The sequence below is a fragment of the Nocardia sp. CDC160 genome, from assembly GCF_035818795.1.
Classification (GTDB): Bacteria; Actinomycetota; Actinomycetes; order Mycobacteriales; family Mycobacteriaceae; genus Nocardia.
Genome location: NZ_JAYKYT010000003.1, coordinates 1,443,031 through 1,457,015, shown reverse-complemented (window position 1 = coordinate 1,457,015; position 13,985 = coordinate 1,443,031). Strand labels below are relative to the sequence as shown.

The 13,985-nt window shown below is 67.9% G+C and carries 9 protein-coding genes (1 of these 9 running past the window's edge); 5 read left to right on the top strand and 4 right to left on the bottom strand.

Features of this window, described 5'->3' with window-relative positions; all coding sequences use genetic code 11:
• From VMT40_RS21260 to VMT40_RS21245, 4 genes are all read right to left on the bottom strand, one after another.
• Positions 1 to 1,357, bottom strand: a 1,357-nt coding sequence (locus VMT40_RS21260; RefSeq protein WP_326360188.1) for an HNH endonuclease signature motif containing protein, incomplete at its 3' end; no start/stop codon positions are given.
• A gap of 66 nt (positions 1,358 to 1,423) precedes the next feature.
• Complete coding sequence (locus tag VMT40_RS21255; protein ID WP_326360186.1) at positions 1,424 to 2,452, bottom strand: isopenicillin N synthase family dioxygenase; 1,029 nt, start codon at positions 2,450 to 2,452, stop codon at positions 1,424 to 1,426.
• Positions 2,453 to 2,547: 95 nt separating this feature from the next.
• Positions 2,548 to 3,273: an ABC transporter ATP-binding protein gene (locus tag VMT40_RS21250; protein ID WP_326360185.1), complete on the bottom strand. Its 726-nt coding sequence runs from the start codon at positions 3,271 to 3,273 to the stop codon at positions 2,548 to 2,550.
• Positions 3,274 to 3,323: 50 nt separating this feature from the next.
• Positions 3,324 to 4,373: an ABC transporter permease gene (locus VMT40_RS21245; protein ID WP_326360184.1), complete on the bottom strand. Its 1,050-nt coding sequence runs from the start codon at positions 4,371 to 4,373 to the stop codon at positions 3,324 to 3,326.
• A gap of 129 nt (positions 4,374 to 4,502) precedes the next feature.
• Here VMT40_RS21245 and VMT40_RS21240 point away from each other — a divergent pair, with 129 nt between their 5' ends.
• From VMT40_RS21240 to VMT40_RS21220, 5 genes are all read left to right on the top strand, one after another.
• Entirely contained in the window at positions 4,503 to 5,681 is a 1,179-nt protein-coding gene (locus VMT40_RS21240) for a sensor histidine kinase (protein WP_326360182.1), read from the top strand.
• Positions 5,678 to 6,313, top strand: coding sequence for a response regulator transcription factor (locus tag VMT40_RS21235; protein WP_326360181.1), 636 nt, complete (start codon positions 5,678 to 5,680; stop codon positions 6,311 to 6,313). Before VMT40_RS21240 ends, VMT40_RS21235 begins: the two co-directional genes overlap by 4 nt.
• Before the next feature lie 49 nt (positions 6,314 to 6,362).
• Complete coding sequence (locus VMT40_RS21230; protein WP_326360180.1) at positions 6,363 to 6,788, top strand: PPOX class F420-dependent oxidoreductase; 426 nt, start codon at positions 6,363 to 6,365, stop codon at positions 6,786 to 6,788.
• Between the two features lie 44 nt (positions 6,789 to 6,832).
• A complete protein-coding gene (gene cobM / locus VMT40_RS21225; RefSeq protein ID WP_326360179.1) occupies positions 6,833 to 7,591 on the top strand; it encodes a precorrin-4 C(11)-methyltransferase in 759 nt (252 codons plus the stop codon).
• Positions 7,592 to 7,889: 298 nt separating this feature from the next.
• Positions 7,890 to 13,985, top strand: partial view of a non-ribosomal peptide synthase/polyketide synthase gene (locus VMT40_RS21220; RefSeq protein ID WP_326360178.1) — the beginning only. The gene runs 38,007 nt beyond the window's last position; the window shows 6,096 of its 44,103 coding nt (coding positions 1–6,096); the start codon lies at positions 7,890 to 7,892; its stop codon lies beyond the right edge, outside the window.

Here is a 13,985-nt window from a genome sequence, read left to right as displayed (position 1 = left end):
CCGGGTGGGCGGAGTCCTTGCCCAACATCACCGTCTGCCAACCGTTGTCGCTGTCGTTGACGAGGGCGTGGTGGTGATCGCACACGAGCGCGAGGTTGTTCAAATCGGTGGGTCCGCCCTTGGCCCAATCGATCACGTGATGCGCGGCGCACATCGAGGCGGGCACATCGCAGCCCGGGTGGGTGCAGCCACGATCGCGGGCGATCAACGCCAGCCGCTGACCTGCACTCGCCAGACGCTCACCGTGAGCGAGATACAAGGGGATTTCATCCTTGTCGAGCACCGCCAGTACCGGGCGGGAACCCTTGGCCAGCTTGAGGGCTTCGTTAATCGAGAGGTGCCCACCGGAGGCGGTGGTCGCCACCCCCGCACCGCGCTCGAGATCGGCCAGGCTCATCGTCACCACCACCTCCACGGGCAGGCCACGGTGCTTGCCCAGCTTCACCGGCTTACCCGCCTTCGCCGCAGCAGCATCGGTGTCGGTTACCGGCTGCAACGCGGTCACCAACGCGAACAACGCATCATGGGTGCGCTGGGCGGCATCACGGCGATCGCGGCGCGCGGCCGCCTCCAACACCTTCGAATCGACCCGCGCCGTGGCGGCGAGGATCTCGGCCTCGGCGTCGTCGAGGTTGCACATGCCCGGGCGGGCAAGCTTGGCGAAGATCGCATCCAGCAGGGCACGCAGTTCGGGGGTGAGCCAGCCTTCGATCTTCGACATCCCATCCACCCCCGGGCGGCTGATGGTGATCCCGCGACGGCGACGACGGTCGGCATCGGAGATGACCGTGCCCTCCGGATCCAAACGGGCCAGGATCTCGCGCCCGATCTTCGGCAGGTCATCGGGCATGCCGGTCACGCAGTGCTCGACCAGCAGCGCCTCGGTCTCCACCCGCGCCGGAGCAGGGACGTCGGCGGGCAGATGCGTCATGATGTCCACGATCCCGCGCACATGATCACGGGAAATCACGCCCGTCTCAAAGGCGTTCGCGGTGGCGGCCAAAGCAACCGGCCGCGGCTTGCCGTCGGCCCCGAGGAACTCCCCACACGCTGCGGCGATCTTCACCCGCACTGCCGCGTCATAACGCGACAAGCCCAGGGTTTGGCGCAGGAACGGCACCGCGTCCTTGACTCCCGCCTTGCGCGGCAGATCCCGGTCCGAGACTTCGATAACCAGAGCTGAATCCAACGCGGCCAGTTGGCGTTTGCAGATTTCCAAGCGGCGCATGAATTCCACGACATCGATATCGGACAGGTGGTTGAGGCCGCCGTGCAGGACATTGTCGGTGACGTTGGTTACCACGGTCATCAGGGCGCTGATGCCGGTGCTGTCGAGTGTTTCCCCCTTCGAATTCATACCTCAATTCTACCGCCGAATTGATCATAATAGAAGGCGAATTACGTTGTGATATAAGGGTTTTCACTAATACCGGTCGGTTGCTGCTAATACTCGTGCGGCTTCGCGCTCCGCATTCGTATTCGATTGCAACCCACGGGATCCGGCGAGCTTCGCGCGAATATGCTCAGCGACAGTGACCGGTTCGTACTTGCTCCCATCTCCTATGCAAGACGGCAGAGTCTGGATCACCGCGTCGATATTCCCGTCGTGGAAATACGCCGCGCTTCGCCGCCGCTGAATCGTGCCGTCGATGATCGGTGGTTTCACGCGGTGCAGCGTCGAAAGCCATTGTTCGTTGGTCCAGCGGGCCATCAGGTCGCCCAGGTTCACCAGCAGCGCGCCGTCGGCGGGCTGGACGTCGTGCCATACCCCTTCCGCGTCGAGCACTTGCAGTCCGGGAGCTTGGTCGGCCCAGAGCACCGTCACGATTCCGTAGTCGGTGTGTTCTCCCATGCCGGTGAGATCGCCGTCCAGGTCCACGGTTCCCGGCGGCAGCGCGTAGTTGTTCATGCGCAGCACATCCAGGGAGTGATCGGTGAACGCCTCGAAGAATCCGGTCGGGAGTTCGAGGGCGTCGGCGAAGATCGTGGTGAGGGTGCGGGCTACTCGCGCGGCTTGGGAGAGGTAGTTCTGGATGGCTGTGGAGAACTGGGGAAGCTCTGTCGGCCAGAGGTTTTCGGCGTAGTCCTCGGCGGGCAACTCCAGGCCGGGATAGTCGGCGCCGGACACTCCGACATTGAAGGCCTCGAAGAAGTCGTTCATCCGCGTCGCGGACTCGACTCCCAAACTCAGACTGAGGCTTTCGCTCTTCGGCGGCGAGTACCCACGATTGATGGCCGGGGGAGTGCGGTACTCCGTCTTGGCCGCCAAGGGCAGCGCGAAGAACGCGTCCATCGCCGCCGTGAACTCCTCGATCACCGCCCCCGGAATGGCATGTCCGACAATCTGCATGAACCCGACGGTCCGCGCGGCGTCATCTATCCGCCGCGCGACCTCCGCGCGCTCCGAGGCACTTCCGTCGCGCACATAGGCCGTGATGTCGATGACTGGCACGTGGAATCCCACAGCTGCTCCCTTCGCTGGCCGATAACCCAGGGTCACCCATTCCGGCCGAGCGTGCAGCGCCAATCGTGACACTCACGTAAAGATCAGGCCGCCAACGCCGCCTTCTGCTGCGTCAGCACACCGTCGACCATCCGGTACACCGAATCCATCTGATCCAGATGCGACAGATCGTGCGTCACCAACAGCGTCGCCGCCTCATGCTCACGCACAATGCCGACGATCAGGTCGATGATCGCCGCGCCGCGCTCCTGGTCCAGCGCACTGGTGGGCTCGTCGATGACCAGCAGCGACGGATCGTTCATCAACGCCCGCGCGATATTCACCCGCTGCCGCTGACCGCCCGACAGCTGCGCGGGCCGCTTGTTCTCGTGACCGGACAATCCCACCGCAGCCAGTAGATCCCTTGCGCGCGAACGGGCTTCACGCCGCTTGCCCGGCGAGACGAACCAGGTTTGGCCCAGGTGCACCATCGCCTCGAGCTGCTCCACAGCCGTCAGCGCGGGAATCAGGTTCGACTGCTGGAACACGATGCCGATGGCCGAACGGCGCAGCGTCGCCGCATCCCGACGGCTGAGGGCGGTGAGATCCCTGGTGCCCGTGGCGGTTTCGAGCTCCACCCGGCCGGAGTCCGGCCGCAGCAGCGTCGAGACGGTGGCCAACAGGGTCGACTTGCCCGAACCCGACGGCCCGGTGATGGCCGCGATCTCGCCGCCCGCCACGCGCAGGTTCACGTGGTCGAGCGCGGTGATGCGGTCCGCGCCGTCAGGGAAGGTGAGAGTCAGATCGGAGACGGTGAGGGCGTTGGTCATCGCAATGCTCCTGGAAGACAAGGGAACCGAAGACAAGGCAACCGCGAACATCAGCGGGCTTGGTTGAGGGCGGTCAGAGGATCGGTGGTGACGAGGAAGCGCAGGGCGAACGCCGCGCCGAGCAGGCCGAGGGCGATCAGGGCGGCGGCGGGGAACAGGGTGGTGCTCACGCTCAGCACGAAAGGAACCGCACCGCCCATGAATACGCCCGCGAGGACGGTGATGCCCACGCCCACACCGACGCCGAGCAGCAGCACGATCAGGGCCTGGCTCAACGCATCTCGGATCAGGGAACCGGTGGTCGCGCCCAGGGCCTTCAGCGTCGCGATGTCCGGCTGTCGCTGCACGGTCCACACCGTGAAGAACGCGCCGATCACCAATGCCGAGATGGCGAACAGCATGACGGTCATCAGTGTCAGCGAGCCGTTCTCGGCCTTGTACGACGCCATTGCCGACAGCGAACCCTTCGAGCTGGTGGTCACGGTGTGCGCGGCGGCGTTCACCGCGGATTGATCACTCACACCCGACACCGCCAGGATCGTGGCCGCGCCCGCGTGCGGATTGAGGGATTGCCAGTCCGACAGGCTCATCCACACCACCGGCGTGTGGGCGTACCAGTCGTCCGCGGTGACACCCTGCACGGTGTAGCTCGCGGCACCGAGTTCGACGGTGTCACCGGCCTTGGCATTCAGATCCTTGGCCGCGGCCTTGGACAGAATGACCGAGCCGGAATCGGTTGCTACTCGATTGCCAAACGGGGTGCCTTGCACACCGAACAACGCCACCTGGGTGGGTGACGCGCCGTCGAAGGTGGCGCGGGTGCGGCTGATGCCGATCGGGTCGACGGTGCCGCCCGCCTGCTGCCAGGTCCGCACCTGCTCCTCGCTCAGCGTCGAGGCGTCGAAGGACGCGGCGGAGCCGGTGTCGGAGAAGACGACCGTGTCGGTGTTCAGCGCCTGGATGGCGGAAATGTTCTGATGCGCCAAACCGGCCGTCAGGCCGCTGAGGAAGCTCACCAGCAGCGCGACCAGCGTGACCACCAGGGAAATGAGGAGGAAGCGGCCGCGGGCGGCCCGCAGATCCCGGAGTGCGACGAACATACTTACAGCCTGTCGCGCGAACGCCGCGCGGCCATCGCGCCCGCGATCGAATCCCGCTCCGCCAACGGCACGGCGGCGTTTCCTACTTTCGATGGATGCCGGGTCAATAGCCGGGCATAAGCTGGTCGCGTGCATCGCTCGCCCCTGACCCCGGTCTTCTCCGCCCTGCAGCTCGGGCTGCACGCGCTGGTGGTGGCCTTGACCGTGGTGGTGGCGGTCCAGGAGGTGGTCGCCGGATCGCATCCGGCCGTCGTCATCGTGCTGGCCGGACTCTTCCTCGGCGTCTACTTCACCGGGGGCAAGCTCCGCCGCAATCTGGTGGGCGCGCGCATCTGGCTGGCGGTGCTGACCATCATCTGGCTGGGTCTGGTGACCTTCGCGCCGCTGGCCGTCTACCTGGTCTTCGGCCTGTTCTTCCTGTATCTGCATCTGCTGCCGCGCTATTGGGGCCTGGTCGCGGTGACCGCCGCGACCGTCGTCTCGGTGGTCGGGTTCGCCGCGCATCGCGGCTGGACGCTCGCCGGGGTGATCGGCCCGCTGCTCGGCGCGCTCGTCGCGGTCGCCATCGGGCTCGGCTACGGCGCGCTGTTCCGGGAGGCCGCCGAGCGTCAGCGCCTCATCGACGAATTGCTCGCCACCCGAAACACTCTCGCCGAACAGGAGCGCACCGCGGGCAAGATGGCCGAGCGGGAGCGCCTGGCGCAGGAGATCCACGACACGGTCGCCCAGGGGCTCAGCAGCATTCAGTTGCTCCTGCACGCCGTCGAGCGCGCCGCCCCGGATCACCCCGCGCTGGAGAAGATTCGGCTGGCCCGCGAGACCGCCGCCGACAGTCTGGTCGAAACCCGCCAGCTGATAGCCGAACTCACGCCCGCCGCCCTGGAGGGCCAGTCCCTCGCCGGTGCGCTCAACCGCATCACCGAGCGCGCCGCCGCCCCGGGCCTCGACGCGCAGGTCCTCGTCGAGGGCGACCCGCAGCGCCTGCCCATGCCCATCGAGGCCGCCCTGGTGCGCATCACCCAGGGCGCGGTCTCGAATGTGGTGCGCCACGCCCACGCTCGGCGGATGCGCGTCACCCTCACCTACGCCGACGACGCGGTGCACCTGGACGTGGTCGACGACGGTGTCGGCATCGCCCCGGCGGTGCTGGCCGAATCCCCTTCCGGCAGCTTCGGTCTCACCGCCATGCGCAGTCGTGTCGAACAGCAGGGCGGCACCATGAACGTCGAATCCGAGCCCGGCCACACCGCCGTCACCGTCTCCTTCCCCCTACAGGAGCAGTGCCAGATCCCTTCGGAGACAGAATGATCCGCATCCTCCTCGCCGACGACCACGCCATCGTCCGCGCGGGCCTGCGCGCCCTGCTCGACTCCAGCGTCGCCGAAACCGATTCCGACGACATCGAAGTCGTGGGTGAGGTGGCGACGGCCGAGGAGTCCGTGGCCTTCTGCTCCACCACCCCGGTCGACCTGGTCCTCATGGATCTCCGCTTCGGCCCCGGCAAGTCGGGCGCGGACGCCACCGCCGCCCTGCGCGATCTCCCCGACCCGCCGAATGTCCTGGTGGTCACCAACTACGACACCGACGCCGACATCCTCGGCGCGATCGAGGCGGGCGCGGTCGGCTACATCCTCAAGGACACCCCGCCCGCCGAACTGCTCGCCGCCGTCCGCTCGGCCGCCGAGGGCGAGAGCGTGCTGTCCCCGTCCGTGGCCTCCCGCCTCATGACCCGGGTCCGTAAACCCGACACCACCTTGAGCCCAAGGGAAATCGAGGTGCTGCGCCTGGTCGCCGACGGCCACTCCAATCGCGAGATCGGCAAGCGCCTGTTCCTCAGCGAGACGACCGTGAAATCCCACCTCGTCCACATCTATTCGAAGCTCGGAGTGAAGTCCCGAACCTCGGCCGTGGCCCGAGCCCGCGAGCGCGGTGCCATCTAGCCCGAAGTCGTTGGCACGACAGACCGGCTCCGAGTCGTACGGTGTGGCTATGGCCTCACTCTCCGACAAGCGTGTGCGCGAGTTCCTGACCGAAGGCACCCGGACCGGCAAGCTGGCCTTCGTGGCCGCCGACGGCCGCCCGCTGGTCGCGCCGATCTGGTTCGTGCTCGAGGGCGACGAGATCGTCTTCAATACCGGCAAGGACACCGCCAAGGGGCGTTCGATCCGGCGCGACGGTCGCCTGAGCCTGTGCGTGGATGTGGCCGAACCGCCCTACTCCTTCGTTCAGGTGCAGGGTGTGGCCGAAGTCTCCGAGGATCCGGCCGAGCTGTTGCGCACCGCCACCGAGATCGGCGCCCGCTACATGGGCGCGGACCGCGCCGAGGAATTCGGCAAGCGCAATGCCGTGCCCGGCGAGCTGGTCGTCCGCCTGCGCCCCACCAAGGTCATTGCCGACTTCGAGGTCAGCGGCTGAGCTCTCGCTCGAGCCCCCCGACCGGCCTGTGCGAGACTCGGCCGGTGACAGTGCACTTCATCGGGGCCGGGCCGGGCGCGGCCGATCTGCTCACCGTGCGGGCGGTCGGGCTGCTGCGCGACTCGCCCGTGTGCCTGTACGCGGGCACCTACCTGGATCCCGAGGTCCTGGCCCACTGCGCGCCCGATGCCGAACTCATCGACACCCAGAAGCTGGATCTGGACGAGATCACCGCCCACTGCGCGCGGGCGCACGCCGCGGGCAAGGATGTCGCCCGGCTGTGCTCGGGCGACCCGTCCATATATTCGGCCCTCACCGAGCAGAAGCGCAGGCTGGACGCCCTGGGCATCCCGTGGGACGTGACGCCGGGCGTTCCGGCGTACGCGGCGGCCGCGGCCCTGCTGGGCGCGGAGCTCACCGTGCCCGAACAAGTGCAGTCGGTTGTGTTGACTAGGACACACGCCCGCTCGACCGCGATGCCGGAATCGGAGGCGCTCGCGAACTTCGCCCGCACCCGCGCGACTCTGATATTGCATCTCGCTATCACTCGAATCCGAACTCTGGCAGAGGAGTTGACGCCCGACTACGGCGCGGACTGCCCGGTTGCCGTCGTATACCGCGCGACGCAGCCCGAACAACGGATCCTGCGCGGCACTCTCGCCGACATCGCGGACCGGGTCGAGGCCGCTGACCTGCGGCAGGCCGCGGTAATCCTGGTCGGTACGGCCTTGGCGGAATCCATCAACTGCGCGCAGTCGCACCTGTACGATCCTGCTCGCGATAGGTCGCACATCACTGGCTGAATGACCGAAATGCGATGATAGCGAAGGGCTATGGCCCTTTATGGTTGCGGCTTGCGCGCTGACGGTAGATTGGACCGAGTGTCCGTCACCAAGATTGCGACTGTGGCCCGGCAATGGCCGGTGGGTGTGGTCGCGCCCATGTAACAAGATCGGCCAGCTGGGGGGATACCCCAGGGAGTCTCAATTTACGGTGAAGTGAGCCCCGAACACTGGACGCCACGCTGAAGCGGTTGGCGTCCTGTTCGGGTTTATGGCGGGGAGCGCTGCCCAGCGTGGTGTTCCGGAAGCGAGGTTTGGGTTGAACCGGCTGGATTTCGGCGGCAACGGCGAAGCTGGCAGCGAAATCGCACCGGGGTCGGGCGATCTTTTCCCGCTGTCGCCCGCGCAGCTCGGTATCTGGTACGCCCAGCACCTGGACCCGCAGGTACCGATCAATATCGCCCAGTACGTGGAGCTGCGCGGCGAACTCGACATCGAGTTGCTCGAGCGTGCCATGGTGCGCGGCTCGGAGGAGTTCGGCTCCGGCTTCCTGCGCATTGTCGAGCGTGACGGCGAGCCCATGCAGATGGTGGACCACTCGCTGGACCGCACCATCTACCACGTCGATCTGAGCGGCGAGCCCGATCCGGCCGCGGCCGCGCAGGAGTGGATGCGCGCCGACTACAGCGCACCGCTCGAGCTGACCCGCGACCGTCTGATCAAGACGGCCATGGTGAAACTGGCCGAGGGCCATTACTACTGGTACGCCCGCATTCACCACATCGTGCTCGACGGCTTCGGCGCGGTGACGTATCTGACCCGGGTCGCCGAGCTGTACACCGCCTACGTCAAGGGCGTCGAGCCCGCGCCGCACAAGCTCACCGATCTGAAGACCCTGGTCGAGCAGGAATTCGCCTACCGCGAGACCAGTCGGTTCAAGGCCGACAAGGAGTACTGGGCCGAGCGGGTCGCCGGACTCGAGGACGGCACCAGCCTGGTCGGTCGTTCCGCGCCCCCGGCCGCGCTCAACCGCGTCGCCTCGGGCGCGCTCACCACCGAGCAAACCACGCTGCTGGAAGAGGCAGTGGCCCGCCACGAGTCCTCGCCCGCGGGTCTGCTCATCGCCGGTTTCGCCGCCTACCTCGCGCAGTGGACCGGCAGCGAGGATGTCATCCTCAGCCTCCCGGTGACCGCGCGCACCACCGCGATCATGCGTCGCTCCGGCGGCGCGGCCTCGAACATCGTGCCGCTGCGCCTGCGGGTCGGCCACGGCACCACCGTGACCGAGCTGCTCAAGCAGGTGACGGTCGAGGTCTCCGGCGCGCTGCGCCACCAGCGCTACCGCGCCGAGGACATTCGCCGTGACTCCGCGGGCGAGTTCACCGGTGAGGTGGGTTCGCAGTTCTTCGGCCCGTGGGTCAACATCATGTTGTTCCACAACGAGGTCGTGCTCGGCGACATAACCGGCGAGTACAGCGTGCTGTCCACCGGTTCCATCGAGGACCTGGGCGTCAACTTCTACCAGTCGGTGAAGGGCACCCGGAACCACATCGACTTCGAGACCAACCCCAACCTGTACTCCGAGGCCGAGACGCAGAGCCATCACGCGCGGTTCCTGGAGTTCTTCGACCGCTTCCTGGCGGCGGGGGAGAACCAGCCGGTCTGGGGTTTGCCCATCACCACCGCGGCCGAGCGCACCCGGACCCTGCTGGACTGGAACGACTCCGGCCATGACGTCCCGGTCACGACGCTTCCGGCGTTGCTGGACAAGCAGATTCCGCTGACCCCGGACAATGTCGCCGTCGAGTTCGAGGGTGAGCAGCTGACCTATGCCGAGTTCGGCGAGCGCGTCAACCGCTTGGCGCGCTTCCTGATCGAGGACGGCGTGGGCCCGGAATCGCTTGTGGCCCTGGGCATGCGCCGCTCGCTGGATCTGGTCGTGGGTATGCACGCGGTGCTGCGCGCCGGTGGCGCGTACGTGCCGATCGACCCGGATCATCCGGCCGATCGCACCGCCTACATCCTGGAATCCGCGGGACCGGTCTGCGTGCTGACCACCGCCCGCGACGAGCTCGAGCTCCCGGAGTCCGTGCGGCGCTTGGAGATCGACACCCTCGACGTCTCCGGCTACTCCGCCGAGCCGGTGACCGACGCGGATCGCCTGGCCCCACTGCGCCCGGACAACACCGCCTACGTCATCTACACCTCGGGTTCCACCGGCCGCCCCAAGGGCGTCGCGGTCACCCACCACGCCATCGTCAATCAGGAACTGTGGATGCTCGACGAGTATCCGATGACCGAAGACGATGTCTACCTGCAGAAGACCGCCACCACCTTCGACGTGTCGCTGTGGGGCTACTTCATGCCGCTGCTGGTGGGCGCGAAGCTGATCGTGGCCACCCCGGACGGTCACCGCGACCCGCTGTACGTGGCCGACATGATCGAGCGCCACGGCGTCACGGTCACCGACTTCGTGCCGTCCATGCTGACGGTCTTCGTCTCGCACGCCACGCGGGCCCAATGTGCCTCGCTGCGCTACGTTTTCGTGATCGGTGAGGCGCTGCCGCCGGAGACGGGTGCGGGCTTCCGCGAGCTCACCGACGCGGGCCTGCACAACCTGTACGGCCCGACCGAGGCCGCGGTCTCGGTCACCTACTGGGAGAACACCGCCGCCGACACCGTCACGGTGCCGATCGGTGTGCCCGAGTGGAATGTCGAAGTCTACGTTCTGGATTCGCGCCTGCGGCCCGCCGCCATCGGTGCCGCGGGTGAGCTCTACCTGGGCGGCCGTCAGCTCGCGCGCGGGTACAAGGGCCGCCCGGATCTGAGCGCGGATCGCTTCGTGGCCAACCCGTTCGGGACCTCCGAGCGCATGTACCGCACCGGTGACCTGGTGCGCTGGAACTCCTCCGGCGCGCTGGAGTACATCGGCCGCACCGACTTCCAGGTCAAGTTCCGCGGTCAGCGCATCGAGCTCGGCGAGATCGAGACCGACCTGCTCGCGCACCCGGCCGTCAGCCAGGCCGCCGTGCTGGTCATGGACACCGCGACCGGTCAGCAGCTGGTCGCCTACGTGGTCCCCATGCCCGGCCAGACCGTGGACCCGGCCGAGCTGACCCGCTTCGTTGCCGAGAAGCTGCCGACCTACATGGTCCCGGCCGCGGTCATGGTGCTGGACGCGTTCCCGCTCAACACCTCCGGCAAGCTGGACCGCAAGGCCCTGCCCGAGCCGGTGTTCAGCGTCGACGCCGCCGGATACCGCGCACCGCGCACCGCCGCCGAGGAGATCGTGGCGGGCGTGTTCGCCGATGTGCTCGGTCACGAGCGGGTCGGCGTGGACGACAACTTCTTCGATCTGGGCGGCAACTCGCTGGTCGCCACCCAGGTGGTGGCCCGCATCTCGGCCGCGTTCAGCACCCGCGTGGGTGTGCGGGCGCTGTTCGAGACCCCGACCGTGGCCGGACTGGCCGCGCGCGTGGAAGCCGCTGGGCCGTCGGATGTCTCGCGTCCGCCGCTAGTGGCGCAGGAACGCCCGGAGCGCGTTCCGCTTTCGCTCGCGCAGCAGCGCATGTGGTTCCTCAACCAGTTCGATCCGACCGTGCCGACCTACAACCTGCCGTTCGTGGTGCGGTTGCGCGGGCAGGTCGAGATCGAGGCCCTGCAGCTGGCGCTGACCGACGTGGTCGCGCGCCAGGAATCGCTGCGCACCATCTTCCCCGAGTCCGGCGACGGTGGCTTCCAGCGCGTGCTGCCCATCGACGAGGTGGACCTGGGCATCGAGGTCATCGACCTCGCCGAGGCAGAATTGCCCTCCGCGCTGGCCGAATTCGCCTCCACCGGCTTCGACGTCTCCACCGAGCTGCCGATTCGGGTCCGCGTGTTCCGCGTCTCCGACCACGAGGCCGTCGCCGAGCCGGGCCGCCATGCCGCGCCGAACGCCGACGAGGTCGATCTGGCCGTCGCGTTCGTCGTGCACCACATCGCGGCGGACGGCTTCTCGTTCGGCCCGCTCTCGCGCGATATGACCGCCGCCTACCTGGCGCGCGTGGCCGGTCAGGAGCCCGCGTGGGCCCCGCTGCCGGTGCAGTACCAGGACTTCAGCATCTGGCAGCGCGAACTGCTGGGCTCCGAATCCGATCCCGAGTCCATGGCCGCGCGCCAGATCGCCTACTGGCGTGACGCTTTGGCGGGCCTGCCCGATCAGCTGGACCTCCCGGCCGACCGCCCGCGCCCGCCGGTGCAGAGCTTCCACGGCTCCCGGGTCACCTTCGAGATCCCGGCCGAACTGCACGCCCAGCTCGCGGGTCTGGCTCGCGCCCAGGGCGTTTCGCTGTTCATGGTGATGCACTCGGCCTTGGCCGTGCTGCTGGCCCGCCTGTCGGGCACCAGCGATATCGCCATCGGCACCCCGGTCGCCGGACGTGGTGAGCAGGCCCTCGACGACCTGATCGGCATGTTCGTCAACACCCTGGTGCTGCGCTCGGAAGTCGATGGGGCACAGCGCTTCACCGATTTCCTCGCGCGCACCCGCGACACCGACCTCGCGGCGTTCGCCAACACCGACGTCCCCTTCGAGCGCCTGGTCGAGGTCATCAACCCGACCCGGTCGCAGGCCCGGCATCCGCTGTTCCAGGTCATGCTGTCGTTCCAGGAGATGTCGCACGGCTCCATGGAGCTGCCCGGCCTCACCGTCTCCGCGGACGAGCTCGAGGTCGACATCGCCAAGTTCGACCTGCAGTGGACGCTGACCGAGCAGCGCGGCCTGGCCGGTGAGCCCGCCGGGCTGTCGGTGGTGCTGTCGTACGCCACCGATCTGTTCGACGCGAGCACCGTCACCGAATTCGGTCAGCGCTACCTGCGCGTGCTCGAAACCGCCGTCGCCGCACCGGAAACCGTGGTGCGCGATATCGACGTCCTCGACGCCGGTGAGCGCGAGACCGTCCTGCACGCCTGGAACCACACCGAGCACGAGCTACCGGCCGCCACCACGGTGCTCGACCTGTTCGAGCGACAGGTCGCCATTCGCCCGCACGCCACCGCCCTGATCTTCGATCCGGGCGAGCGCAGCGGCAGCATGTTCGGTCCGGCCCGGGAACTGTCCTACGCCGAGTTCTCGAGCCGCGTGAATCGCCTGGCCCGCAAGCTCATTGCCGAGGGCGTCGGCCCGGAGTCCCTGGTGGCGGTGGGCATTCGCCGCTCGGTCGACATGCTGGTCGCCATCTACGCCACCCTCACCGCGGGCGGCGGTTACGTGCCGATCGACCCGGACCACCCGGCCGAGCGCACCGACTACGTGCTGCGCACCGCCGAGCCGGTGGTGCTGCTCACCACCGCCGACGACGCCGTGGAATCCACGGATTGCCCGGCACTGCACCTGGATTCGCTGGATCTGAGCGAGTACAGCGACGCCCCGGTCACCGACGCGGACCGCCGCGCGCCGCTGCGCGCGAGCAACGCCGCCTACGTGCTGTTCACCTCCGGCTCGACCGGCCGCCCCAAGGGCGTGGCCGTCCCGCACGCCGCGGTGGTCAACCAGATCGCCTGGATCACCGGCGAATACGGCATCGACGACACCGATGTGATCCTGCAGAAGACGCCGGTCACCTTCGACGTCTCGGTGTGGGAGCTCTTCGGTTCGCTGGCCGTGGGCGCGCAGCAGGTCATCGCCGCGCCGGACGGCCACCGCGACCCCATGTACCTCTCGGAGGTCATCGGCCGCCACCGGGTCACCATGACCTCGTTCGTGCCGTCCATGCTGAGCGTGTTCGCCTCCAGCGCCTCGGCCGCCGAATGCCTGTCCCTGCGTGCGGTGTTGGTGGCCGGTGAGGCGCTGCCGCCCGCCACCGTGACCGCCTTCCGCCGCTTCTCCACCGCGGCCGTGCACAACCTGTACGGCCCGACCGAGTTCACCGTGCACGCCACCGCCGCGCCCATCGACGCGCCCGTGGTCACCTCGGTGCCCATCGGCCGCCCGGTGTGGAACGCGCAGACCTACGTGCTGGACGAGGGCCTGCGCCCGGTTCCGGCGGGCGTCCCGGGCGAGCTGTACCTGGGCGGCGCGCAGGTGGCGCGCGGCTACTTCGGCCGCCCCGACCTGAGCGCCGAGCGCTTCGTCGCCAACCCCTACGGCGAACCGGGCTCGCGCCTGTACCGCACCGGTGACCTGGTGCGCTGGAACCACAATGACCCGGGCGTCATCGATTACATCGGCCGCACCGACTTCCAGGTGAAGTTCCGCGGCCAGCGCATCGAGCTCGGTGAGATCGAGACCGCGCTGCTGGACCACCCCAAGGTGCAGCAGGCCGTGGTGCTGGTCATCGACACGGTCGCGGGCGATCAGCTGGTCGCCTACATCGTGACCCGCGGCCCGGTGGACCTGGACGGGGTCAAGACCTCGCTGCAGCGCACCCTGCCC

Bases quoted from the DNA above. Each gene is read 5' to 3' on its own strand.
- VMT40_RS21235 (WP_326360181.1), top strand. From the start codon at position 5,678: ATGATCCGCATCCTCCTCGCCGACGACCACGCCATCGTCCGCGCGGGC.
- VMT40_RS21250 (WP_326360185.1), bottom strand. From the start codon at position 3,273: ATGACCAACGCCCTCACCGTCTCCGATCTGACTCTCACCTTCCCTGAC.
- VMT40_RS21230 (WP_326360180.1), top strand. From the start codon at position 6,363: ATGGCCTCACTCTCCGACAAGCGTGTGCGCGAGTTCCTGACCGAAGGC.
- VMT40_RS21245 (WP_326360184.1), bottom strand. From the start codon at position 4,373: ATGTTCGTCGCACTCCGGGATCTGCGGGCCGCCCGCGGCCGCTTCCTC.